The organism is Amycolatopsis sp. NBC_00348 (genome assembly GCF_036114655.1).
In the GTDB taxonomy this organism is placed as follows: Bacteria; Actinomycetota; Actinomycetes; order Mycobacteriales; family Pseudonocardiaceae; genus Amycolatopsis.
Genome location: NZ_CP107994.1, coordinates 2597290 through 2622421, shown reverse-complemented (window position 1 = coordinate 2622421; position 25132 = coordinate 2597290). Strand labels below are relative to the sequence as shown.

Below are 25132 nucleotides of genomic sequence, written 5' to 3'. Positions count from 1 at the left end.
AGACTAGCCTTACCTATCCCACGACAGGACAGGGAGGCGCGGGTGAGCACGACCGGACGGGAAGTCCTCCGCCGTTCGATCGCCGGGCAACGCAGGTCGGTGGCGCTCGCGTCGGCGCTGACCGCGTGCCACCAGGGCGGTGAGGCGCTGGTCCCGGTGGTGATCGGCGTCGTGATCGACCAGGCCGTGGCGGGCGGCTCGGTCTGGACCCTGCTGCTGTGGCTGGCGGTGCTGGGCGTGCTCTTCGCCGGCCTGTCGACCAGCTACCGGCTCGGCGCCCGCTCCGGCGAGCGCGCCGCGGAACGCGCTGCCCACGACCTGCGCCTCGACCTCGGCCGCCGCGTGCTGCACCCCGGCGGCGGTGCCGAAGCCGGCAACCTCGCGGGCGAGCTGGTGAGCATCGGGACGTCGGACGCGAAGCGCGTCGGCCAGCTCAACGGCGTGCTGCCCTTCGGTGTCGCCGGGCTGGCCGGGCTGCTGGTCAGCGCCGTCGTGCTGCTCACCATGTCGATCCCGCTCGGGCTGCTGGTGCTGCTCGGCACGCCGCCGATGCTGTACCTCGCGCACCTCATCGGAAAGCCGCTCGAACGCCGCAGCGAGGCCGAGCAGGAGCGCTCCGCCTTCGCCTCCGGGATCGCGACGGACCTCGTCGCCGGCCTGCGTGTGCTCAAGGGCGTCGGCGCCGAGCGCGCGGCCGTCGACCGCTACCGCCGGACCAGCCAGGACTCGCTGAAGGCGACGCTGCGCGCGGCCCGCGCCCAGGCCTGGCACAACGGCGCGCTGCTCGCGCTCACCGGCATCTTCATCGCGCTGGTCGCGCTCGTCGGCGGCAACCTCGCCGCGGCGGGCGACATCACCATCGGCGACCTGGTCGCCGCGGTCGGGCTCGCCCAGTACCTGATCACGCCGTTCTCGATCTTCGCGTGGGTCAACGGCGAGCTCGCCCAGGGCCGGGCGTCGGCCGGGCGGATCGCCGACGTCCTCAACGCGCCGCCCGCGGTCGGCGAGGGCACCGCGACGCTGCCGGAGCCGGCGGCCGGGCACGTGCGGCTGTCCGCGCTGAGCCGCGGCGCGCTGCGCGACGTCGATTTCGAAGCCCGGCCGGGGGAACTGCTCGGCGTGGTCGCCACCGACCCGGCCGCCGCGACCGACCTGCTCGACTGCCTCGGCCGCGCCGCGGACCCCGCCACCGGGTCGGTGTCGGTCGACTCGGTCGACCTGTCCACTGTGGACCCGCGGCGGATCCGGGAGGTCGTGCTGGTCGCCGCGCACGACGCGGACCTGTTCGCGGGCACCGTGGCCGAGAACGTCGAGCCCGGCCCCCGCGTCGCCGAAGCGATGACCGCGGCCGCCGTCGACGAGGTGGCCAGCGCGCTGCCCGACGGCGTCGCGACCGCCGTCAGCGAACGCGGGAGATCGCTTTCCGGCGGGCAACGCCAGCGCGTCGCCCTCGCGCGGGCGCTGGCCGTCGACGCGCCGGTGCTCGTGCTGCACGACCCGACGACCGCCGTCGACACCGTCACCGAGGCCCGCATCGCCGCGGGCCTGGCGCAGCTGCGACGCGGCCGCACGACCATCCTCGTGACCACCAGCCCGGCCCTGCTCGCCGCGACCGACCGGGTCGTGCTGCTCGACGACGGGCGCATCGCCTGCCAGGGCAGTCATGCCGAGCTGGCCGGCCGGGCCGACTACCGGGCGGCGGTGCTGTCATGACCCGTGAACTCCTCCCCGTGGCCGACGGGCGGCGCATCCGCGCCGTCGTCGGCGAGCTGATCGGCCGCTCCAAGGGCCGCGCCGCGGCGGCGTTCACCATGCTGGTCGCGGCCACCGCGATCGGCCTGCTGACCGCTCCCCTGCTCGGCCGGGTCGTCGACCTGGTCGCGTCGAAGCAGCCGGCGACCGAGCTCGTCACGCCGGTGGTCGCGCTGGTGCTCGTCGCGCTGGCGCAGGCGGTCGCCACCGCGCTCGGTGTGTCGATGGTGTCGCGTCTCGGCGAGACGATCCTGGCCGAGCTGCGGGAACGCTTCGTCGAGCGGGCCCTCGGCCTGCCGCTCGAACAGCTGGAACGCGCCGGCTCCGGCGATCTCACCGCCCGCGTGACGAACGACGTCTCCGTGGTCGCGGAGGGCGTCCGGGAGGCGCTGCCCGAGCTGGGCCGTTCGGTGCTGACGGTGGTCCTCACCCTCGGCGCGCTGGCCGTGCTCGACTGGCGGTTCTTCCTGGCCGCGCTGATCGCCGTGCCGATCCAGCTCTGGACGGTGCGCTGGTACGTCCCGCGCGCGAAGCCGTTGTACGCCAGCCAACGCGAGGCCGTCGGCGCGCAACAGCAGCAGCTGCTGGACACCATCGGCGGCGCGAAGACCGTCCGCGCGTTCAGCATGGGCGACGCGCACATCGAGCGGGTGCGCAAGCGCTCCGACAGCGCCGTCGAGCTGGCGCTGCGCGGGATCCGCCTGGTGACGCGGTTCTACGCGCGGCTCAACCTCGCCGAGTTCGTCGGCCTGTCCGCGATCCTGGCGATGGGCTTCCTGCTGGTCGGCGCGGACGCGGTCACGGTCGGCGTCGCGACGGCGGCAGCCCTGTACTTCCACAGCCTGTTCGGCCCGATCACGACGGCGCTGGCGCTGGTCGACGACGCCCAGGCGGCCGCGGCCAGTCTCGCGCGCCTGATCGGCGTCGCCGACCTGCCCGCCGAGGCCCAGCCCGCGCAGCCGGGGCGGCCACTCGACGCGTCGGTGAAGACCGCGGGCGCGGGTTATTCCTATGTGGACGGTCACCCGGTCCTGCGCGAGATCGACCTCGGTGTCGCCCCCGGCGAGCGGGTGGCGCTGGTCGGCGCGAGCGGCGCCGGGAAGACGACGCTGGCCAAGCTGATCGCCGGGATCCACCGGCCGGGCTCGGGTTCGGTCACGCTCGGCGGCGTCCCCCTGGACGAATTGGGCCCGGAGGCGACCCGCCGGACCGTCGCGTTGATCAGCCAGGAGGTCCACGTCTTCGCCGGCCCGCTGGCCGAGGACCTGCGCCTGGCGCGGCCGTCGGCGTCCGACGACGACCTGCGGGCCGCTCTGACCAAGGTGGGGGCGCTGACCTGGGCGGAGGCGCTGCCGGAGGGCCTCGCGACGGTCGTCGGCGAAGGCGGCCACCAGCTGACGGTGACGCAGGCGCAGCAGCTCGCTCTGGTCCGGCTGGTGCTGGCGGACCCGCCGATCGCGATCCTCGACGAGGCCACGGCGGAGGCGGGCAGCGCGGGCTCCCGCGTCCTGGAGTCGGCGGCCGCGGCGGCCCTGGAAGGCCGCACGGCACTGGTGGTCGCCCACCGCCTCACCCAGGCGGCGGCGTCCGACCGCATCGTGGTCCTGGACGCGGGCGCGGTCGTCGAGTCGGGCACCCACGACGAGCTGGTGGCCGCGGACGGCCAGTACGCCAAGCTCTGGGCGGCCTGGTCCGGCCAGCGCGCCTGACGACGCCCGTCAGGCGCTTGTCAGGCGGTTGTCACGGCGGCTTCGGTCAGCGCGTCCAGGACAGCGGCGACGGCCGGCGGGTCGGGCGGGTCGCCGTAGGTCGCGGCGTGGATCCGGCGGCGGAACCCGGTGAGCTCGGTCGTGTGGACGTCCGCCCGGCGGTGCGCCCGCAGCGCGAGGCCGGGCAGGATGGCGACCCCGATCCCGGCGGCGACCAGGGACTGCACGACGACCATGTCGTCGCTGAACGAGCCGATCCGCGGGGTGAAGGCGTCCCGGCGGCACACGGCGTCCAGTTCGGCTCGGCACTGGGCACACCCGCCGATCCAGGCGGAGTCGCGGTGGTTCGCGAGACTGTCGCCAGGGTGGCGGCTGACGAGGTGGATCGTGTCGTCAGCGAGGTGCCGGAGCCGGAAGCCCTCCTCCGGCACCGGAACGTCGCCGTGGCCGAAGACGAGGGCGACGTCGATCTCGCCGTGCCTCAGCAGTTGCCGCGCCTCGACCGGGTGCCGGTCGAACAGGCTCAGCTCGAGTCCCGGGTGGGCCCGGGCCAGCAAGCCGGCCGCCGCCGGCACGATCGTGCCGAGAGCGGAGGCGTTGGCGGCCAGACGGACCTTTCCGGCCTGCAGCCCTGCCTGGGCGGCCAGCTCGCTGGTCGCCGCGTCGACCCGACCGACGATCTCGGCGGCCCGGTCGGCCAGCAACCGCCCTTCCGGTGTCAGCCGGATTCCCCGACCGACCCGCTGGACGAGCTTGACGCCGGTGGTCACCTCCAGCCGGGCCAGGTGGTGGCTCACGGACGGCTGCGAATAGTGCAGCTCCCGCGCGGCTTCGGTGACCGACCCGTGCCGGGCCACCGCGGCCAGGACCTTGAGGTGGACCAGGTTGAGCATTCATCAAGGATATCAATGGGTCCAGCGCGATTCTGGCATTGGACGTCATGCGTCCGCTCGCCCATGCTGGTGTTCACGCAACGGAAGAGAGAGCGATGACCACAGCGGACGGCAAGGTGACGTGCGACCTCACGATCTCGGTCGACGGGTTCGCGGCCGGGCTCAACCAGACCGAGGAGCGCCCGTTCGGCGACGACGGCGGCGACGGCTGGGGCGACAAGCTGCACGCCTGGTTCTCCGAAGGTCCCGAAGAGCACCCGGCCGAGTTCGCCAGGATGCTGACGGCGAAGGCGTTCATCATGGGGCGCAACATGTTCGGCCCGGTGCGCGGCGAGTGGGACCGGCCGTGGCGGGGCTGGTGGGGTGACGACCCGCCGTACCACGGCCCGGTCTTCGTGCTCACCCACCACCCGCGCGATCCGCAGCCGATGGCGGGCGGGACCACGTTCCACTTCGTCACCGACGGCATCGGTGCCGCGTTCGAGCGCGCCCGCGAAGCGGCCGGGGACGGGGGTATCTCCATCCACGGTGGCGCGACCACCGTCAACCAGTACCTCGCCGCGGGCCTGATCGACGAGCTGCGGATCCACGTCGCGCCGTTCACGCTCGGCGCCGGCACCCGGCTGTTCGAGGGCGTCCCGCCGCTGAACCTCGAGCAGGTGGAAGTGCGCGCGGCGGGCTCCGTCACGCACCTGACCTACCGCGTGCTGCGCTGACGAAACACGACACGCCGGGAGCCATCGCGGCTCCCGGCGTGTCGTTGTGGGGAAGGGTCAGTTGTCCATGGCGTCGGCCAGGGACTTGGGGCGCATGTCCGTCCAGTTCGCTTCCACGTGGTCCAGGCATTCCTGGCGAGCAGAAGGGCCGAACGTGACGCTCCAGCCGGCCGGGACGTCGACGGACTCGGGCCACAGGCTGTGCTGGTTCTCGGCGTTGACCAGGACCAGGTACGTGCCTTCGGGGTCTTCGAACGGGTTGGTCACGGTGCGCCTCCTCAGGCGGTGATGTCGGTGCGGGCGCCCTTCACGACGTCGGCCAGCTTCTGGATGACCGGGGCCGCGAGCACCGGGTTGAACCGCGGCTCGGTCGACCAGTCGGCGAGCTGGCTCGCCTTGACCGCGGGCAGCTGCGCCCACGTCGGGATCGCCGCCAGCTGCTGGCGGGACAGGGCGAAGGTGCGGCTGTCGCTGAGGATCAGGTCGGCCGGGTACTTGCCGGCCTGCTCCCAGCTGAGCGTCTCGAAGTAGTCGTCCGCGCCGGCGCCGTTGATGATGTCCAGGCCCAGGTCGCGGTAGTACGCGAGGTCGGCGAAGAACTCCGGCTTGCAGACGTAGAGGTTGTCCTTGTCGCTGGACACCACGAGCACCTTCAGGCCGGGCTTCGACTTGATCGCGGCCTTCAGGTCGTCGGACGCCTTCTGGAAGTCGTCCTTGCCCTTCTTGATCGCGTCGGAGTTCGCGTCGCCGCCGAGGGCCACGGCGAGCTGCTCGTAGCGCTCGATCACCTTGGGCAGCGTGACCTTGTACTCCGACAACGCGACGATCGGCGCGATCGCCTGGACCTTGGTGCCGAGGTCGTCCTTCAGCACCCACAGGTCGGTCGGCTTGGTGCCGGTGAGGCCGGTGACGACCAGGTCCGGCTTCAGCGCGGCGAACTTCTCCATGCTGAAGTCGTCCCACGCGTTGCCGATCGAGGTGACGGCGTTCAGGTCGATGTTGCCGGCCTGGATCTCCTTGGCGCCGTCGGCCGTCTTCTGCGGGCCGAAGACGCCGATCGGGCGGACGCCGTAGTCCCAGAGCGCGGCGGCCGAGCTGGCGTAGGCCACGACGCGCGACGGGCGCTGGTCGCGCGCCGCCTTCTGGTTGCGGTCGTCGGTGAACTCCCACGGCCCGGACGCGGCGGCCGCCGGCTTGTCGTCACTGCTGCCGCAGGCGGTGAGCGCCGCGGCCGCGGCGAGACCGCCGGTCCCGATCAGGAATCCACGCCGGGTGAGACCGGCACCGCCTTGAAACACCGACATGAGAACCTCTCGCCAAACCTTTAGGGTAGGCACACCTTATTTAGGCGAGCCTGTCTAACGCAACCGCCGTGGCCTACCTGTGTCCACGCCCACCTGCGTCACTTCCGACCGGACAACTGGGCTTCCGCGCCAGGAACCGGCTCCGCGGGGTCGTGTCCCAGGTGGACCTGGCGGTTGTCGGCGTCGACGTGCACCACCCGCGGCCGGTGCCCGGCGCGCTCGGTCTCGTGGACCTGGGCGTAGGTGATGATGATGACCAGGTCGCCGGGGTGCACCAGGTGCGCGGCCGCGCCGTTGATCCCGATCACGCCGGTGCCGGGCTCGCCGGTGATCGCGTAGGTCTCCAGGCGGGCGCCGTTGGTGATGTCGACGATCTGGACCTGCTCGCCTTCGACGATGTCCGCGGCGGCCATCAGGTCCGCGTCGATGGTCAGGGAGCCGACGTAGTGCAGGTCGGCCTGGGTCACCGTGGCGCGGTGGATCTTGGCGTTCATCAGGGTGCGGTGCATCAGTTTCCTCGCGTCTCGGTCTGTGTCTCGGTCAGCAGCGCGGCCAGCCCGGCCGCGGTGGGGGTGCGGAAGAACTCGGCGATCGGGAGCTCGGTCCCGGTCCGTTCGGTGATCCGGTTGCGCAGGACCACCAGCAGCATCGAATGGCCGCCGAGGGCGAACAGGTCGTCGTCGGCACCGACCGTGCCGACGTCCAGGACCTCCGCGAACACCTCGCAGAGGGTCTTCTCCAGTGGCGTTTCCGGGGCCCGGCCGCGGGCCTCCAGCTCCGGCACCGGCAGGGCCGTCTTGTCGAGCTTCCCGTTGCGCGTCACGGGGAACGTGTCCAGCGGGACGATCGCCGCGGGCACCATGTACTCCGGCAGCGTGCGGGCCACGAACTCCCGCAGCCGCCGCGGATCCGCGGACGCCGGTGTCGTGTACGCGACCAGCCGCTTGTCCCCCGGCCGGTCCTCGCGGACGATCACGAGCGCCTGGCCGACGTCGTCGTGCCGGGTCAGCGCCGTCTCGATCTCGCCCGGCTCGATCCGGAAGCCGCGGACCTTCACCTGGTCGTCGGTGCGGCCGAGGTACTCGAGCTGGCCGTCCGGGCGCCAGCGCACCAGGTCGCCGGTGCGGTACATCCGCTCCCCCGGCGGCCCGAACGGGTCCGCGACGAACCGGTCCGCGGTGAGCGCGGGCCGGTCGTGGTAACCGCGGGCGAGCCCCGCGCCGGCCAAGTACAGCTCGCCGGGCACGCCGGCCGGGACCGGGGTGAGCCCGCCGTCGAGGACGTAGGCCCGGGCGTTGTGCACCGGACGGCCGACCACCGGCCGCTCGCTGTCCGCGACCCGGCCGACCAGGGCGTCCACGGTGGCCTCCGTCGGGCCGTAGAGGTTGTACGCCTCGGTGCCCGGGAACGACCGCAGCTCTTCCCACAGCGACTGGGAAACCGCCTCACCACCGACGCCGACGACGCCCAGGGCGCACGAACCGTCCTCGACCACCCCGGCCGCCGCCAGCTGCGCGAAGTGCGACGGCGTCAGCTCGAGGAAGTCGAGGCCGCGCTCGCGCACCACCGCGGCGAGCCGGTCCGGGTCGCGGCGGGTGTCGTCGTCGACGACGTGCACCTCGTGGCCGTCGAGCATCCACAGCTGCGGCTGCCAGGACGCGTCGAAGAAGAACGCCCACGCGTGCCCGACCCGCAGCGCCCGTCCACCCGCTGCGGCGACCGCCGGGCGGTAGAGCGTCTCGCGGTGGCTGTGGAACAGGTTCACCAGGCCGGAGTGCGGGATGACGACGCCCTTGGGCTTGCCCGTCGAACCGGAGGTGTAGAGCACGTACGCCGGGTTCGCCGGCGACGGCGGGACCAGCGCCGCGGCACTGTCCACAATGTCCTCAAGCAAGTCCTCGACGAACAACACCCGCTCCCCCGGGATGCGAGACCCGAGAGATCGGCTGGTCAGGACCAGCGCCGCACCGGAGTCGGCGAGGACCGCCGCGATCCGGTCCGCCGGCTGGTCCGGGTCCACCGGCAGGTACGCCGCGCCCGACTTGAACACGCCGAAGATCGCCTCGACGACCGCCGCCGAGCGGGGCAGCACCAGGGCCACCACCTGCTCGGGCCCGGCACCGTGCGCTGTCAGCCGGCGAGCCAGCCGGTCGGTCCGCGCGGCGAACTCGCGGAAGGTGACGCTCTCGTGCGCGTCGCTCAGCGCCGTCGCGTCCGGGGTCGCCGCCACCTGCGCGGCCAGCCGGTCGACGACCGTCGGCGCCGCCGTGGTCACCGGCGCGCCGGTACCCCACTCACCGAGGATCCGTTGCCGCTCAAGCGGTTCCAGGACGTCGATCCGGCTCAGCGGCCGGTCCGGGTCGGCGACGACGGCGCTCATCAGCCGCACCAGGCGCTCGGTGAGCGTCCGGGCGGTCGGCTCGTCGAACAGGTCGAGGCTGAACTCGAGGTCACCCTCGATGCCGTCGGGCGTTTCGACCAGGTCGAAGGACAGGTCGAACTTCGCCTGCCGCAGCCCGGTGTCGCGGTAGGCCGCGTCGAGCCCGAGCAGCTTTTCCGGCTCGGAACCCGAGTGGTAGACCGCGAGCATGACCTGGAACAGCGGGTGCCGGGCCAGGGACCGGGCCGGGTTGAGCAGCTCGACGAGGTGCTCGAACGGCAGGTCCTGGTGGGCGTACGCGGCCAGGTCGGCCTCGCGGATCCGGGCGAGCAGTTCGCGGAACGTCGGGTCGCCCTCGGTGTCCGTGCGCAGCACGAGCGTGTTGACGAAGAACCCGGCCAGGTCCTCCAGGGCGTGGTCCATCCGGCCGGCCACCGGGGTGCCGAGCGGGATGTCGGTGCCCGCGCCGAGCCGGGTCAGCAACGCGGCCAGCGCCGCCTGCAGGACCATGAACGTGCTGGTGTCGCTGCCGTGGGCGAGGTCGCGCAGGCCGCGGTGCACCTCGCCGGACACGGTGAACGGCACCGCCGCGCCGCGGTTGGTCGAGCGCGCCGGGCGGGGCCGGTCCGCCGGGAGGGCCAGCTCGTCCGGGATGCCGGCGAGGGTGTCGCGCCAGAACGCCGCTTGCCGGCCGAGCAGGCTGTCCGGGTCGTCGGCACGGCCGAACATCTCTCGCTGCCACAGCGTGTAGTCGGCGTACTGCACCGGCAACGGCGTCCACTGTGGACGCTCACCGCGCTGCCGGGCGGCGTAGGCGGTGTCGAGGTCGCGCTTCAGCGGCGGGAGCGACCAGCCGTCGCCCGCGATGTGGTGCACCAGCAGCACGAACACGTGCCGTTCCGGCCCGACGGAGACGAGCGTGGCCCGCGCCGGGATCTCGGCGTCGAGGGTGAAGCAGTACGACGCCGCCGCGGCGACGCTGTCCGCGAGGCCCGCGTCGGCCACCGTCTCGGTGACCAGCACCGGGTGGGCGCGTTCGTCGCCGGCGTCCAGCACGATCTGCCGCGGCGTGCCGTGGTCCTCGGCGAGGACCGTCCGGAGGATTTCGTGGCGGGCCACGACGTCGCCGAGGGCCGCCCGCAGCGCGTGGGCGTCGACGGGTCCGGTCAGCTCCCACGCCCACGGGATGTTGTAGGTCGCGGACAGGCCGTCCAGGCGATCGAGGAACCACAGGCGCTGCTGGGCGAACGACAGCGGCAGGACCTCCGGCCGCGACACCGGCACCAGCGCCGGACGGCTGCTGCGGCCGGGATCGAGCAGCTCGGCGAGGCGGGCCGGGGTCGGCGCGTCGAACACCGCCCGGATCGGCACTTCGACGCCGAGCAGCGCGCGGATGCGGCTGACCAGGCGCGTCGCCAGCAGCGAGTGGCCGCCGAGGGTGAAGAAGCCGTCGTCCGGGCCGACCGATCCGACGCCGAGGACGTCGGCGAACAGCTCGCACAGCGCCTGTTCGGCCGGAGTCCGCGCGGCGCGGCCGGTGGTGCGGGCCTCCGGGGCCGGGAGGGCGCGGCGGTCGAGCTTGCCGTTGGCGTTCACCGGCAGTTCCGGCAGCACGACGATCGCCGACGGCACGAGGTACTCCGGCAGCCGCGCGGCGACCAGGGTCCGCAGCGCCACCGGGTCGGGGCGGTCGCCCACGACGTAGGCCACGAGGCGGTTCTCGCGGGCGATCACGACCGCGCGGGCCACCGACGGGTCGGCCGTCAGCACGGCTTCGACCTCGCCCGGCTCGACGCGGAAGCCGCGGATCTTGATCTGCTGATCGGCGCGGCCGAGGAACTCCAGCGCGCCGTCCGGACGCCGCCGGACCAGGTCGCCGGTGCGGTACATCCGCTCCCCCGGTTCGCCGAACGGATCCGCCAGGAACCGTTCCGCGGTCAGGGCCGGGCGGCCGAGGTAACCGCGGGCCAGCCCGGCCCCAGCCAGGTACAGCTCGCCCCGCACGCCCGGCGGCACCGGCCGCAGCGCGGCGTCGAGGACGTAGGCGCGGGTGTTCGCGACGGGCCGTCCGATGGCGACCGGACCGCAGACCTGCGCCAGGCTGTCGCCCGCGACCTCCGAGCAGCCGTACAGGTTGACCAGCTTCGCCGACGGCCACCGCCGGGCCACCTTCTCGGCGAGGGCACCGGAAAGTGGCTCGCCACTGGTGATCCAGGTGGTCACCGAGTCGAACGCGCTGTCGGAGACGTTCTCCACGAAGCTGTCGAGGAGGCTCGGCACCACGGTCAGGATCTGGGCGCCGCTGCGTCGCACGAACTCGGCGAGGGCGTGCGGATCCGTGGCCGTGACGTCGTCGGCGAGGACCACCGGGTCACCCGCGACGAGCCCGCCGAGCAGCTCGGTCGAGCCGTCGATGAACGTCAGCGCGCTCTTGGCCACGCGCACGCCCGGGGCGAGGTCCCGGCCCCAGTGCAGCCGGTTGGCCAGCGCCAGCTGGGTGCCCGCGACCGCCTTCGGCCGTCCGGTCGAGCCGGACGTGAAGATCACGTACGCCGGGTTGTCCGGCCTGATCTCCGGCCACGCGGCCGGTTCCGCCGCGGTCTCGTCGGGCCGCACCAGGCGGTCGCCGAACCCGTCGTGCGCGACGACCAGGTGCGGTGCCGCGTCGGTGAGCATCAGCTCGACGCGCTCGGCCGGGTGATTCAGGTCCAGCGGGAGGTAGGCGGCGCCGGTCTTCAGGACCGCCAGGAGCGCGGTCACCAGCTGCACCGACCGCGGGAGCGCGACGGCCACGACCTGCTCCGGCCCGGCGCCCCGCGAGAGCAGCGCCCGGGCGAACGCCGTCGCCCGGGCGTCCAGGTCGGCGTAGGTCAGGTGCTGCGTGCCGAAGATCAGCGCCGTGGCGTCCGGGGTGCGGGCCACCTGGGCGGCGAACAGCCCGGCCGTCGTCTCGGCCGGGAGTGGCGTGGCGATCTCGGCGTGGCCGAGCTGCTCGTGCTCGGCGTCGGTGAGCAGGTCGATCGCGCCGATCCGGGTGTCCGGGTCGGCGACGGCCGCGCGCAGCAACGCGCGCAGCCGCCCGAGGATCGCTTCGACGCCGGAGCGATCGAAGACGTCGCTGTTGTACTCGGCGGTGCCGCGGATCCCGGTCTGGTTGCCGGGCCGCTCGCCGACGAAGAGCGTCAGGTCGGCGCGGGCGGTGCCGGTGCGGACCGGCTCCTCCTCCACGGTCAGGCCCGGCAGCCCGAGGTCGGCGACGGCGTTGTTCTGCCAGGCGAGCATCGTCTGGAAGAGCGGCGCGTACGCCAGCGAGCGGACCGGGTTGAGCACCTCCACCAGGCGTTCGAACGGGACGTCCTGGTGCGCGTACGCGTCCAGGCTGCGGTCGCGCACCCGCGCGACCAGGTCGCGGAACGACGGGTCGCCGTCGGTGCCGACGCGCAGGACCAGGGTGTTGACGAAGAACCCGACGAGGTCGTCGAGGGCCTGGTCGGTGCGGCCGGCGATGGACGTGCCGATCGGGACGTCGGTGCCCGCGCCGAGCCGCGTCAGGACGGCGGTGAGGCCGGCGTGCACGACCATGAACACGCTGGCGCCGCACGCGCGGGCCAGGTCGACGAGTCCGCTGTGGAGGTCGGCGTCCCAGCCGAAAGAGAACTGTTCGCCCTGGTAGGACGTTTCCGCCGGGTGCGGCCGGTCGGTCGGCAGCTCGATGCGTTCCGGCAGGTCCGCGAGGGTCTCGCGCCAGTAGGCCAGCTGCGGTTCGATGACCTGCTCGCCGAGGACGTCGCGCTGCCACAGCGTGTAGTCCGCGTACTGCACCGGCAATGGCGTCCACTCGGGACGTTCGCCGGCGCGGCGGGCGGTGTAAGCCGTGGCGAGGTCACGCCACAGCGGCGCGGTCGACCAGCCGTCCGAGGCGATGTGGTGGAAGACCAGCGCCAGGACGTGTTCACGGGCGCCCAGCCGCAGCAGCTCCGCGCGCAACGGGACTTCCGACTCCAGCTCGAACACCGTCCGGGCCACTTCGGACACCGCGTCGGCGAGGTTCGCCTCGGTGACGTCGCGTGTGTGCAGCGGGATCTCGACGTCGTCGAGGATCAGCTGGCGGGCTTCGCCGTCGATCTCCGGGAACACGGTCCGCAGGGCTTCGTGCCGCTCGACGACGTCGGACAGCGCGGCCTGCAGGGCGGTGACGTCGAGGTCGCCGGTGAGGCGGACCGCGGTCGGCATGTTGTACGTCGCCGACGGACCTTCCAGCCGGTGCAGGAACCACAGCCGCTGCTGGGCGAACGACAGCGGCAAGAGGTCGGGCCGCGGGTCGGCGCGCACGAGGGCGGGCCGGGCGACCGACGAGTCCAGTGTGGACAGCAGGGCGGCGAGCCCGGCCACGGTCGGCGTCTCGAACACCGACCGCACCTGCAGCTCGACGCCGAACACCGCGCGCAGCCGCGCGACCAGCCGCGTCGCCATCAGCGAGTGGCCGCCGAGGGCGAAGAAGTCGTCGTCGACGCCGATGGCGACAGTGTTGACTACCTCGGCGAAGAGGCCGCACAGGACTTCCTCGACCGGGGTCCGCGGGGCGCGTCCGGCGGTGGCTTCCTGCTTGTCCGGGCTCGGCAGGCCGCGGCGGTCGAGCTTGCCGGAGGCGAGCAGCGGCAGCCGGTCCAGCACGACGAACGCCGAGGGCACCATGTACTGCGGCAGCCGGTCGCGGACGTGCGCTCGCAGCGCCGCCACCAGCGCACTCGTGTCACGCCGGCCCGCCGGGTGATTGCCCAGGGTGCCCAGCGCGGCTCGCACCGGGCGGGTGCGATGGATCCGCACCGGGTCGCCGGTGGTGAACACAACCTCCAGCGCGCCCTCCTGCGCGGTGACCGTCGGGTACACCCGATAACCCAGACGTGCGCCCAGTTCCTGCAGCGTCTCGGGGTCCACACCGGACGGCTCACCGTCCAAAGCGGACAACGCCGCGTCCGCGTCGCCCGCGGCCAGCGCGGCGACGGCGGCCAGCTCACCGGACAGGCGCGCGTTCGGCACGCCGGTGACGCGCAGCCGGGCCGGCCCCTCGGCCAGCAGCCGCTCCAGCTCGGTGACGGACTCGAACGCGACGACCTGCTCGTCGACCGGGGCCGGCTTGGGCGCCTTCCGCAGGACGACGTCGTAGCGGTGCCGGGTCAGCTCGTTGTGCGCGTGGCCGCGCTTGAACCACAGGTCGACGTCGTCGAAGCCGTCCAGCTCGCGGGCCACCGCGGTGAAGAAGTCGGGGTCGAGGACGAGTTCGCCGTCGCGGGCGACGGCCTGGTCGACCGCGGCGACGGTCCGGCGGCCGTGCCGCAGCTCGGTCGCCGTGCGGAACGCCCGCAGTGAGCGCAGGTTCCGGATGTCGCCGAGGAAGAGCACCCCGCCGGGCCGGACGCGCGCGGCGGCGGTCCGGATGACCTCGGCGAGGTAGTCGACGCTCGGGAAGTACTGCGCGACGGAGTTGACGATCACGGTGTCGAACGGCTCGTCCGGCAGCTCGCCGAGGTCGTGTGCGGGCCGGGCCGCGACGTGCACCTTGCCCGCCAGGTCGGGCCGTCCGGCCAGCTCGCGGCGCAGGTTGGCGATCGCCTTCTCGGACAGGTCGACGCCCCAGTACGCCTCGGCGTCCGGCGCGATCCGGGAGAGAATGAGCCCACTGCCGACGCCGATTTCGAGCACGCGCTTCGGCCGCAGCGCCTGGATGCGCTCGATCGTCGCCGCGTGCCACTCGCGCATCTCGCCGAGGGGGATCTCCGAGCCGTCGTAACTGGAGTTCCACCCGGTGAAGTTCTCCTCCAGGCCGCCGGACGCGGCGTCGTCGAAGACGTTCTCGTGCAGTTCGCGCCACTCGCCGACGTGGTCCAGCTCGGCTTCTTCGTCGCGGCTCGCGGCCGGGACGGCGTAGGCGATGAGCCGCCCGTCCTGGGCCAGCACGACGGACTGCGCGACGGCCGGGTGCTCGGTGATGACGGCTTCGATCTCACCCGGTTCGATGCGGTAGCCGCGGATCTTGACCTGGTCGTCGGCGCGCCCCAGGAAGACGAGACGCCCGTCCGGCAGCCATTTCACCAGGTCACCGGTGCGGTAAAGCCGTCCGCCCGAACCGAACGGGTCCGCGACGAACCGCTCCGACGTCAGCCCGGCGCGGCCCAGGTACCCGCGGGCCAGGCCGGAGCCGGCGAGGTACAGCTCCCCCACCACGCCCGGCGGGACCGGCCGCAGTCCGGCGTCGAGGACGTACGCCCGCGTCCCCGGGTCAGGGGTGCCGATGGGCACGACGGTCGCGTCGGCGAGTTCGACCGGGTCGCTCTCGCCGAGCGTCGAGTTCGTGGTCGCCTCGGTCGGGCCGTAGGCGTTGAACATCCGCCGGCCCGGCGCCCAGCGCCGGATCAGCTCCGGCGACACGCGCTCGGTGCCCGCGAGCAGGACGCTGTCACGTGGCAGCTCGCAGTCCGCCGGCATCGCGTCGAGCAGCGCGGGCGGGAGGATCATGAAGTCCGCGCCGTGCTCGTGCGCGTACTCGGTCAGCGCGGGCCCGGCGACCCGGCGCTCGGCCGGGACGACGATCAGGCGGCCGCCGGAGAGCAGGCCGAGACAGAGGTCCCAGAACGCGACGTCGAAGCTCGGCGACGCGAACTGCAGCACCCGGCTGTGCGGGCCGATCCCGAACCGCTCGACCTGCGTCGCGACGAGCTTCGCGACGCCGGAGTGCTGCAGCACAACACCCTTGGGGCGGCCGGACGAGCCGGACGTGTAGATCACGTACGCCGCGTTCTCGGGTATCACCGCCACGGCCGGGTCCACAGTGGACATCGAAGTGAGCGCCGGGTCGTCCTGGAAGACGCGCGGCACGTCGGCGGGCAGCTTGCCGTCGATCTCCCGCGTGGTCACCACGCACACCGGCTTGGCGTCGGAGACCATGAACGCGATCCGGTCGCCCGGGTAGTCGACGTCGACCGGCAGGTAGGCGGCACCCGCCTTGAGCACGGCCAGCTCCGCGACGATCATCTCGACCGACCGCGGCACGGCCAGCGCGACAACCTTCTCGAGCCCGGCCCCGCGCTCGACCAGCAGGTGAGCGAGCTGGTTGGCTCGCGCGTCGAGTTCGGCGTAGGTCAGCTCGACGTCCTCGAAGACGAGGGCGACGGCATCCGGAGCCTCGGCGACACGGCGAGCGAACATCCCGGGGAACGTCTCCGTGCCCGCGGGTTCGAGGCTGCCCGCCCACTGGGTCAGCACCAGGTCGCGCTCGTCGCCTTCGAGGAGGTCCAGGGCGCCGACCGCGCGGTCGGGCTCGGCCAGGGCCGCGCGCAGCAGGACCTCGAGACGGCGCAGGATGGCGTCGGCACCCGGGTGGTCGAAGACGTCCGCGTTGAACTCCAGGACGCCGTCGATTCCGGCGTCCCGCTCGGTGAGCGAAATCGAGAGGTCGAACTTCGACGTCCCGGTGGTCACCGGGATCTCGGTGACGGTCAGACCGGGCAGGGTGACCTCGGCGCGCGTGTTGTTCTGCCCGGCGATCATCACCTGGAACAGCGGGTGGTACGACAGCGACCGCGCCGGGTTGAGGAGCTCGACCAGGCGCTCGAACGGGACGTCCTGGTGGGCGTACGCGTCGAGGTTGCGCTCGCGGACGCGGCCGACCAGGTCGCGGAACGACGGCTCGCCCGCGGTGTCGACGCGCAGCACCAGAGTGTTGACGAAGAACCCGACGAGGTCGTCGAGGGCCTGGTCGGTGCGCCCGGCGATGGGTGAGCCGATCGGGACGTCCGGGCCCGCGCCCAGCCGCGTCAGCAGCGCGGCGAGGGCCGCGTGCACGACCATGAACACACTGGCGCCGCACTCGCGGGCCACAGTGGACAGTCCGCTGTGGAGGTCGGCGTCCCAGGTGAAGGTGTGCAGTTCGCCACGGAAGGTCGCGGTGGACGGGTGCGGCCGGTCGAGGGGCAGCTCGATCCGGTCGGGCAGGCCGTCGAGGGTGTCGCGCCAGTAGTCGAGCTGGGCGGACAGGACGCTGTCCGGGTCGTCCTCGCGGCCGAGCAGGTTCTGCTGCCACAGCGTGTAGTCCGCGTACTGCACCGGCAACGGCGTCCACCCGGGACGCTCGCCGGCGCGGCGGGCGGTGTAGGCCGTCGCGAGGTCACGCCACAGGGGCGCCATCGACCAGCCGTCGGAGGCGATGTGGTGGAACACGAGGGCCAGCACGTGCTCGCCGTCGTCGAGTCGCAGCAGTTCCGCGCGCATCGGCGCGTGCTGTTCGAGGTCGAACGAGCCCCGGACGAGACCGGTCAGGGCGCTGTCGAGGTCGGTCACCTCACGGACCGGCAGGTCGACCGCGGACGGCGGGAGGATGTCCTGGTACGGCACGCCGTCGTGCTGCGGGAACCGGGTCCGCAGCGCCTCGTGGCGCTCGACCACATCGGACAGTGCGGCTCGCAGAGCGTCGACGTCCAGGTCGCCGTCGAGGCGCATGATCAGCGGCACGTTGTAGGTGGCCGACGGGCCTTCGAGGTGGTACAGGAACCACAGCCGCTGCTGGGCGCCCGACAGCGGCACCAGCGCCGGGCGCTCCACCGGGACCAGCGGTGGCCGGGCGGGTCCGCTGCCGGCGGAGATCAGCTCGGCCAGGCCCGCGGCGGTCGGCGTCTCGAACACCGACCGGACTTCCAGTTCGGCGTTCAGGGTCGTGCGGATGCGGGCGATGAGCCGGGTGGCCAGCAGCGAGTGGCCGCCGAGGGCGAAGAAGCTGTCGTCCGGGCCGACCCGCGGCAGGCCGAGGACGTCGGCGAACAGCTCACACAGCTGCCGCTCGACGGGCGTGCGCGGCTCGCGATCGGACGTCGGCGCCACAGGGTCGGGCGAAGGCAGGGCGCGGCGGTCGAGCTTGCCGTTGGCCGTCACCGGGAGCGCGTCGAGCACGACGATCGCCGACGGAACCATGTGCTCGGGCAGGCTCTCGGCGGCCAGCGCGCGGAGGTCGGCGGACAGGGTGCTGATCCGGCGGAAGCGGCCGGGGTTGCCGGTGTAGGCCAGCAGCGGCTCCGATCCGGGCCGGAAGGCACCGGCGACCGAGCCGGTCGTGAACACGACGTCGACCGAGCCGTCGCCTTCGGCCGACCAGGTGACGGCCGTGGTGTAGCCGTGGGCGTCACCCAGGTCGTACCAGTCCTGCGGGTTGACGCCGTCGGTGGTGCGCCCGTTCGGCACGCCGTTGATCCGGACACCACCGTCGAGCACGACGTCGTCCACCGAGGACACTTCGTTGCCCCAGGTCAGGACTTCAACCGTCGGCGCTTCGACGGGCGACGTGTGGAGCACGACGTCGTAGCGGAACTGGGTGAGTTCGTTGACCCCACGCCCGCGCTTGACGCGGATGTCCGCGGTGACGCCCTCAAGCCCGGCGAAGAACTCCGGAGCGACCAGGAGTTCCTTCTCCCGCAACAGCGCCTGCTCGACGTCTCCCCCGCGCTGCCGGGCGACCTCGGTGTGGAACGCGCGGACCTGACGCAGGTCGCGGACGTCGCCGACGAACACGGTCCCGCCCGGCGCGAGGAGACCGAGCGCCTTCCGCAGCACATCGACCAAGTACGTCCCGCTGGGGAAGTACTGGACGACGGAGTTGAGCACGATCGTGTCGAAGTACCCGGTCGGCAGGCCGGAGACGTCGGCGGCGTCGCCGGTGCGCAGCTCGACGTAGTCCGCGAGCGCGGGGTCGGCCGCGACCCGGTCGCCGAGGGACGCGATGACCTCGGCCGAGAAGTCCGTGCCCCAGTACGACTCGCAGTGCGGGGCCAGCTCGGTCAGCAGCAGGCCGGTGCCGACGCCGAGTTCCAGCACGCGCCGCGGCCGCGTCTCGCGGATCCGCGAGACGATGGCGTCGCGCCACTCCCGCATCTCGTCGCGCGGAATCGGCTCGCCGGTGTAGCTGGAGTTCCAGCCTTCGAACTCGTCGGTGGCACCGGAGTACATCGAGTCGTACAGCTCGCGCCACTCGCCGACCTGCTCGGTCTCGTCCGTGGCCGACGCGGGGGTTTCGGCGGGCACGACGTACCCGACCAGCCGGACGTCGCCCGGCCGGTCCTCCCGGGCGACGACGACGGCGTGGGCGACGTCGTCGTGCGCGGCGAGCGTCGCGGCGATCTCACCGGGCTCGACGCGGAAGCCGCGGATCTTGATCTGCTCGTCGCCGCGGCCGAGGAACTCGCACACGCCGTCGGCGCGGAACCGGGCGACGTCACCGGTGCGGTACATCCGCTCCCCCGGCTCGAACGGCGAGGCGACGAACCGCTCCGCGCTCAACCCGGGACGTCCCAGGTAGCCGCGGGCGAGCTGGACCCCGGCGAGGTACAGCTCACCGGGCGTGCCCGGAGGGACCGGCCGCAGTGCCACGTCGAGGACGTACGTGCGGGTGTTCCACACCGGACGTCCGATCGGGACGGTCGTCTCGTCGGGCGAGGTGCGCCAGGACGTGACGTCGACCGAGGCTTCGGTGGGGCCGTAGAGGTTGTGCAGCTCGGCGGCCAGGACCTGCCCGAACCGCGCGACGGCCTCGGGCGGCAGCGCCTCACCACTGCACAGGACCCGCCGCAGGCTCGTGCACTCCGCCGCGGCCGGCTCCTGCAGGAAGACCTGGAGCATCGACGGGACGAAGTGGACGGTCGTGACCTCGTGTTCGCGGATCAGCCGCGCGAGATAGGCCGGGTCCTTGTGGCCGTCGGGCCGGGCCACGACCTCGGTGGCGCCGGTGAGCAGCGGCCAGAGGAACTCCCAGACCGAGACGTCGAAGCTGGACGGCGTCTTCTGCAGCACCCGGTCGTCGCCGGTCAGGCCGTATTCGTGCTGCATCCACAGCAGTCGGTTGACGATGCCCGCGTGCGGCACGACGACGCCCTTGGGCCGGCCCGTCGAGCCGGAGGTGTAGATGACGTAGGCCGGGTTCTCCGGCCGGAGCGCGACGTCCGGGGCCTTGGCCGGGAACCCGGCCGCCGTCACGGGCTCGTCCAAGAGCAGCGCGCCGGGGACAGCGGTCTCCGTCGTGGCCAGCACCAGGGTCGGCTGGGCGTCTTCGAGCATGAAGGCGATCCGCTCGGCCGGGTAGCCGGGGTCGAGCGGCAGGTAGGCGGCGCCCGCCTTGAGCACGGCGAGGATGGCCGTGACCAGGTGCGTCGAGCGCGGGAGTGCGAGCGCGACCACCTTCTCGGGTCCCGCGCCGCGTGCGACGAGGGCCTGGGCCAGGCGGTTCGACGCGGCGTCCAGCTCGGCGTAGGTGAGCCGGTCGTTCTCGAAGACCAGGGCCGGGTGGTCCGGCGTCCGCGCGACCTGCGCGGCGAACAGCTCGGGCACGGTGACCGCGGGGACGTCCTCGACGGCGCCGGACCAGACGGCGTCCAGTCCGTCGCGCTCCGCCTCGGTGAGCACGTCCAGCGAACCGAGCCGGCGGTCCGGGGCCGAGACCACCTGGCGCAGCAGGACTTCCAGGCGCGCGAGCAGCGCGTCCACAGTGGAGCGGTCGAAGACCTCGGCGTTGAACTCGGCCTGGCCGGTGATGCCGTCGGCGTGCTCCGTGAGTGAGACCCAGAGGTCGAACTTCGCGGTGCCGGTGCCGACAGGCTGCTCGGTCACCGTCAGCCCGGGCAGCTCGACGCCGGAGCCGGGGGTGTTCTGCCAGGCCAGCATGGTCTGGAACAGCGGGTGGTGCGCCAGTGACCGCGCCGGGTTGAGCGCCTCGACGAGCCGCTCGAAGGGGACGTCCTGGTGGGCGTACGCGTCGAGGCTGCGCTCCCGGACGCGTGCGACGAGGTCGCGGAACGTCGGGTCGCCACCGGTGTCGACGCGCAGGACGAGGGTGTTGACGAAGAAGCCGACGAGGTCGTCGAGGGCCTGGTCGGACCGGCCGGCGATGGGCGTGCCGATCGGGATGTCGGTGCCGCCGCCGAGCCGCGACAGCAGCGCGGTCAGGCCCGCGTGGACGACCATGAACGGGCTGGCGCCGCACGCCCGCGCGAGGTCGCCGAGCCCGGCCTGGAGGCCGGCGTCCCAGGCGAAGGTGAAGAACCCGCCGCGGTAGGCGGACACCGCCGGGTGCGGCCGGTCGAGCGGGAGGCTGATCCGCTCGGGCAGGTCGCGCAGGGTCGCGCGCCAGTAGTCGAGCTGGGCGGTCTCTTCGGTGGCGAGGAGTTCGCGTTGCCAGAGGGTGTAGTCGGCGTACTGCACCGGCAACGGCGTCCACTGTGGATCTTCGCCCTGCCGGCGGGCGCCGTACGCCGTGGCGATGTCGCGCCACAGCGGCGACAGCGACCAGCCGTCGGCGGCGATGTGGTGCACGACGAGCACGAGGACGTGCCGGCGCGGGTCGATCGTCAGCAGCTCGGCGCGGACCGGCACCCCGGCGCCGAGGTCGAAGACCTCGCGCACGAGAGCGTCCACAGTGGAGTCCACCGCGGACTCGGCGATCGTCCGCACTACCAGGTCGACCTCGCCGTCGGGCAGAACGTGCTGGTAGGCCACGCCGTCCGCGACGGGGAACACCGTCCGCAGTGCTTCGTGGCGGCCGAGGACGTCGTGCAACGCGGTCCGCAGCGCCTCGACGTCCAGCTCACCGGACAGCCGCATGACGAGCGGGACGTTGTAGGTCGCCGACCCGCCTTCGAGACCGTGCAGGAACCACAGCCGTTGCTGCGCGAACGACAGCGGGAGCCGCTCCGGCCGTTCCTCGAAGCGTTCGAGCGGACGCCGTTCGGTGCCCGACGCGGCACCGGCCAGGAGGTCCGCGAGGGCGGCCACGGTCGGCGCGTCGAAGACCGCGCGCACCGGGATGTCGGCGCCGACGGCCGCGCGGATCCGCTGGATCAGCCGCGTGGCCATCAAGGAATGCCCGCCGAGGGCGAAGAAGTCGTCGTCCGGGCCGACCCGCGGCACGCCGAGGACGTCGGCGAACAGCTCGCACAGCAGCTGCTCGACGGGGTTGCGCGGCGCGCGGCCCGGCCCGGCGGTGAACCGCTCCGGCGCCGGGAGGGCCTTGCGGTCGAGCTTGCCGGAGGCCAAGACCGGCAGCTTGTCGAGCACGACGAACGCCGTGGGCACCATGTACTGCGGCAGCCGGTCCCGCACGTGCGACCGCAGCGACGCGACCAGTGCGCCGGTCTCGTGCCGGGCGGCCGGGTTGTTGGCGTACGACGCCGGGGCCCCCGTGCTCCGCACCGGCCGGTAGGCCACATCCGGTGCCGACCGGCTGAAGACGGCCTCCAGCTCGCCGGCCGACGCGGGCGTGACCGCGACGCGGTAGCCGGCCCGCTCGGCGAGCCGGTGCAGGTCCTCCGGGTCGACGCCGTCACGCACGTCCAAGGCCCGCACCGCCGCCGGGTCGCCTTCGTCGAGGGCGCGAACGGCGGCCAGCTCGCCGGACAGCCGCGCGTCCGGCACGCCGGTGACGCGCAGCCGCTCCGGCGTCTCGGCGGTCAGGAACCCGGCCACCGCGGCGAGATCGCCGAACGCGATGACCTGCTCCTCGGCCGGCGACGGCCGTGGCGCCTTGCGCAGGACGACGTCGTAGCGGTGCCGCGTCAGCTCGTTGTGCGCGCCGCCGCGCTTGACCCACAGGTCGACGTCCTCGAAGCCGTCGAGCCCGCGGGCGAGGGCCGGGAAGAAGTCGGGATCGAGGACGAGTTCGCCTTCGCGGGCGATCGCCTGGTCCACGGCGGCGACGTCGCCGCGGTCGTGCCGCAGCTCGACGGCGGTGCGGAACGCGCGCAGCGAGCGCAGGTTGCGGATGTCGCCGAGGAAGATCGTGCCACCCGGGGCGAGGCGCCCGGCAGCGGTCCGGACGACGTCGGCGAGGTAGTTCGCGCTCGGGAAGTACTGGGCGACCGAGTTGACGATCACCGTGTCGAACGGCTCGTCCGGCAGCTCGCCGAGGTCGTGCGCGGGCCGCGCGGCGAGGTGAACCTTGCCCGCCAGCTCCGGCATCGCGGCGACCTCGCACCGCACGTTCTCGACGGCGCTCTCGGAAAGGTCGACGCCCCAGTAGGTTTCGGCGTCCGGCGCGATCCGGGAGAGGATGAGCCCGCTGCCGACGCCGATCTCGAGGACCCGCTTCGGCCGCAGCGCGCGGATGCGCTCGATGGTCGCCGCGTGCCACTCGCGCATCTCGCCGAGAGGGATGTCGGAGCCGTCGTAGCTGGAGTTCCAGCCGGCGAAGTTCTCCTCGATGCCGGTGGAGCCGGCGAGCATCTCTTCGTGGACGTCGTGCCACTCGGCGACGTGGCCCTGCTCGGCCGCGCGGTCCGGGACCGGCACGGCGTAGGCGACGAGCTGCCCGTCCTGCGCGACGACGACGGACTGGCCGACGCGCGGGTGCTCGGCCAGCACGGACTCGATCTCGCCGAGTTCGATGCGGTAGCCGCGGATCTTGACCTGGTCGTCGGCCCGGCCCAGGAACACGAGACGGCCGTCCGGGAGCCATTTCACGAGGTCACCGGTGCGGTAGAGCCGTCCACCCGAGCCGAACGGGTCGGCCACGAACCGTTCCGACGTCAGCGCGGCCCGGCCGAGGTAGCCACGCGCCAAGCCGGAGCCGGCGAGGTACAGCTCCCCCACGACGCCGATCGGGACCGGCGCGAGGAACGCGTCGAGCACGTACGCGCGGGTGCCGGGGTCCGGGACGCCGATCGGGACGGCCGAGCCCGGCGTGATCTCCGGGTCGCAGAGGCCGAGCGTCGAGTTGGTCGTGGCCTCGGTCGGGCCGTAGGCGTTGAACATCCGGCGGCCCGGCGCCCACCGCCGGACCAGTTCGGGTGAGACGCGCTCGGTGCCGGCGAGCAGGACGCTGTCGCGCGGGAGGTCGCAGTCTTCGGGGAACTCGGCGAGCAGCGCGGGCGGCAGGATCATGAAGTCGACGCCGTGCGCGTTCGCGTAGTCGGCCAGCTCCGGGCCGGGGACGCGCCGCTCGGCCGGGACGACCACCAGCCGTCCGCCCGACAGCAGCCCGAGGCAGAGGTCCCAGAATGCGACGTCGAAACTCGGCGACGCGAACTGCAGCACCCGGCTCCGCGGACCGATCCCGAACCGCTGGGTCTGGGTCGCGACCAGCTTCGCGACACCCGCGTGGGACACGACAACACCCTTGGGACGACCGGTCGAGCCCGAGGTGTAGATGACGTAGGCCGCGTTGGCCGGGACGATCGCCGCGCCCGGGTCCGTCGCCGGCGCGTCGGCCAGGGACGTCTCGTCGAGCAGGAGGACGTCGCCGTCGAAGCGGTCGGCCAGTTCGCTCGTGGTCACCACGCACACCGGGCCGGCGTCGGCGACCATGAACGTGATCCGCTCGGCCGGGTAGTCCTGGTCGAGCGGCAGGTAGGCGGCGCCGGCCTTGAGGACGGCCAGCTCCGCCACGATCATCTCGACCGACCGCGGCACGGCCAGCGCGACCACTCGCTCGGGCCCGGCGCCGCGGCCGATGAGGACGTGCGCGAGCCGGTTCGCCCGCGCGTCCAGCTCGGCGTAGGTGATCTCGACGTCCTCGAAGACCAGCGCGACGGAGCCTGGCGCCTCACGGACGCGGGCGGCGAACAGCTCCGGCAGCGTCGACAGCGGCGTGTCGAGGTCGGTGGCGTTCCAGTCGTCGAGCATCCGGCGCAGTTCCGGCTCCGGCACCAGGTCGAGCCGCGCGACCGGCCACTGTGGACGTTCCAGCGCGGCGACGAGGAGGTGTTCGAGGTGGCCGAGCATGCGGTCCACAGTGGACTCGTCGAGGACGTCGCCGCGGTAGCGCGCCTCGAGGACGCCGTCACCGAGATCGACCACCAGGTCGAGCGGCAAGGTCGTCTCGGCCGCGAAGCCGACGTTGACCAGCACCGAGCCGCCACGGCCGTGTTCGGGCTGCAGCTCGCCGACCAGGTCGTCGAACGGCACCTCGTGCGCCAGGGCCTCCTCGCGAGCCGCCCGCACGCGCGAGACGACGTCGTCGAAGCCGGGCGCGCCGGCCAGGTCGACGCGCAGCGGAACCAGTGAGCCGATGCCGAGCACGACGTCGGCCGTGCCGGTGTACCGGTGCAGCAGGACGACGAAGGCCGACAGCACGAGCAGGTCCGCGTCCTCACCCAGTGACAGCGGCAGCTCCCGGGTCAGCCGATCGCGCGGCGCCGCCGGCTCCGCGGGGTAGGGCCGGTCGACCGGCAGCGGCAGTTCCTTCGGCGCCGACGCGAGGCGATCACGCCAGAACCCGAGGTCCGCGACCTGCTGCACAGCGTCACCGTTGCTCACCGGTAGACCAGCCTCCCGCTGCTTGCGGCGCCCCGAACGGGGCGCGAACTTAGGTGAACCTAACAAACCGAGGGTGAGGATGCACTCCTGTACC

8 protein-coding genes are annotated in these 25132 nt (G+C 73.0%); 3 read left to right on the top strand and 5 right to left on the bottom strand.

Going from position 1 to position 25132, the window contains the following annotated elements:
• The first annotated feature begins 42 nt into the window (after positions 1-42).
• Positions 43-1713, top strand: coding sequence for an ABC transporter ATP-binding protein (locus OHS58_RS11760; protein WP_326949808.1), 1671 nt, complete (start codon positions 43-45; stop codon positions 1711-1713).
• Positions 1710-3461, top strand: coding sequence for an ABC transporter ATP-binding protein (locus OHS58_RS11755; protein ID WP_326949809.1), 1752 nt, complete (start codon positions 1710-1712; stop codon positions 3459-3461). The genes OHS58_RS11760 and OHS58_RS11755 overlap by 4 nt, the downstream gene beginning before the upstream one ends.
• 20 nt (positions 3462-3481) lie before the next feature.
• On the opposite strand, the gene OHS58_RS11750 is transcribed toward OHS58_RS11755, so the two are convergent.
• Positions 3482-4354, bottom strand: coding sequence for a LysR family transcriptional regulator (locus OHS58_RS11750; RefSeq protein ID WP_328648245.1), 873 nt, complete (start codon positions 4352-4354; stop codon positions 3482-3484).
• 95 nt (positions 4355-4449) lie between these two features.
• Here OHS58_RS11750 and OHS58_RS11745 point away from each other — a divergent pair, with 95 nt between their 5' ends.
• On the top strand, positions 4450-5070 hold the full coding sequence (locus OHS58_RS11745; protein WP_326949811.1) for a dihydrofolate reductase family protein: 621 nt from the start codon (positions 4450-4452) through the stop codon (positions 5068-5070).
• A gap of 57 nt (positions 5071-5127) precedes the next feature.
• Here OHS58_RS11745 and OHS58_RS11740 read toward each other — a convergent pair whose 3' ends face one another.
• From OHS58_RS11740 to OHS58_RS11725, 4 genes are all read right to left on the bottom strand, one after another.
• Positions 5128-5337, bottom strand: a complete 210-nt coding sequence (locus OHS58_RS11740; protein WP_328648244.1) for an MbtH family protein — start codon at positions 5335-5337, stop codon at positions 5128-5130.
• 11 nt (positions 5338-5348) lie between these two features.
• Positions 5349-6374 (bottom strand): ABC transporter substrate-binding protein, encoded by a 1026-nt coding sequence (locus OHS58_RS11735; RefSeq protein ID WP_328648243.1) that lies wholly within the window; start codon positions 6372-6374, stop codon positions 5349-5351.
• Positions 6375-6472: 98 nt separating this feature from the next.
• On the bottom strand, positions 6473-6883 hold the full coding sequence (panD, locus tag OHS58_RS11730; RefSeq protein ID WP_326949814.1) for an aspartate 1-decarboxylase: 411 nt from the start codon (positions 6881-6883) through the stop codon (positions 6473-6475).
• Positions 6883-25038, bottom strand: a complete 18156-nt coding sequence (locus OHS58_RS11725; RefSeq protein WP_442875529.1) for a non-ribosomal peptide synthase/polyketide synthase — start codon at positions 25036-25038, stop codon at positions 6883-6885. Before OHS58_RS11725 ends, panD begins: the two co-directional genes overlap by 1 nt.
• Positions 25039-25132: the final 94 nt, after the last annotated feature.

Coding starts and splice junctions, on each gene's coding strand:
- OHS58_RS11755 (WP_326949809.1), top strand. CDS start 1,710: ATGACCCGTGAACTCCTCCCCGTGGCCGACGGGCGGCGCATCCGCGCC.
- OHS58_RS11750 (WP_328648245.1), bottom strand. CDS start 4,354: ATGCTCAACCTGGTCCACCTCAAGGTCCTGGCCGCGGTGGCCCGGCAC.
- OHS58_RS11745 (WP_326949811.1), top strand. CDS start 4,450: ATGACCACAGCGGACGGCAAGGTGACGTGCGACCTCACGATCTCGGTC.
- OHS58_RS11735 (WP_328648243.1), bottom strand. CDS start 6,374: ATGTCGGTGTTTCAAGGCGGTGCCGGTCTCACCCGGCGTGGATTCCTG.
- panD (WP_326949814.1), bottom strand. CDS start 6,883: ATGCACCGCACCCTGATGAACGCCAAGATCCACCGCGCCACGGTGACC.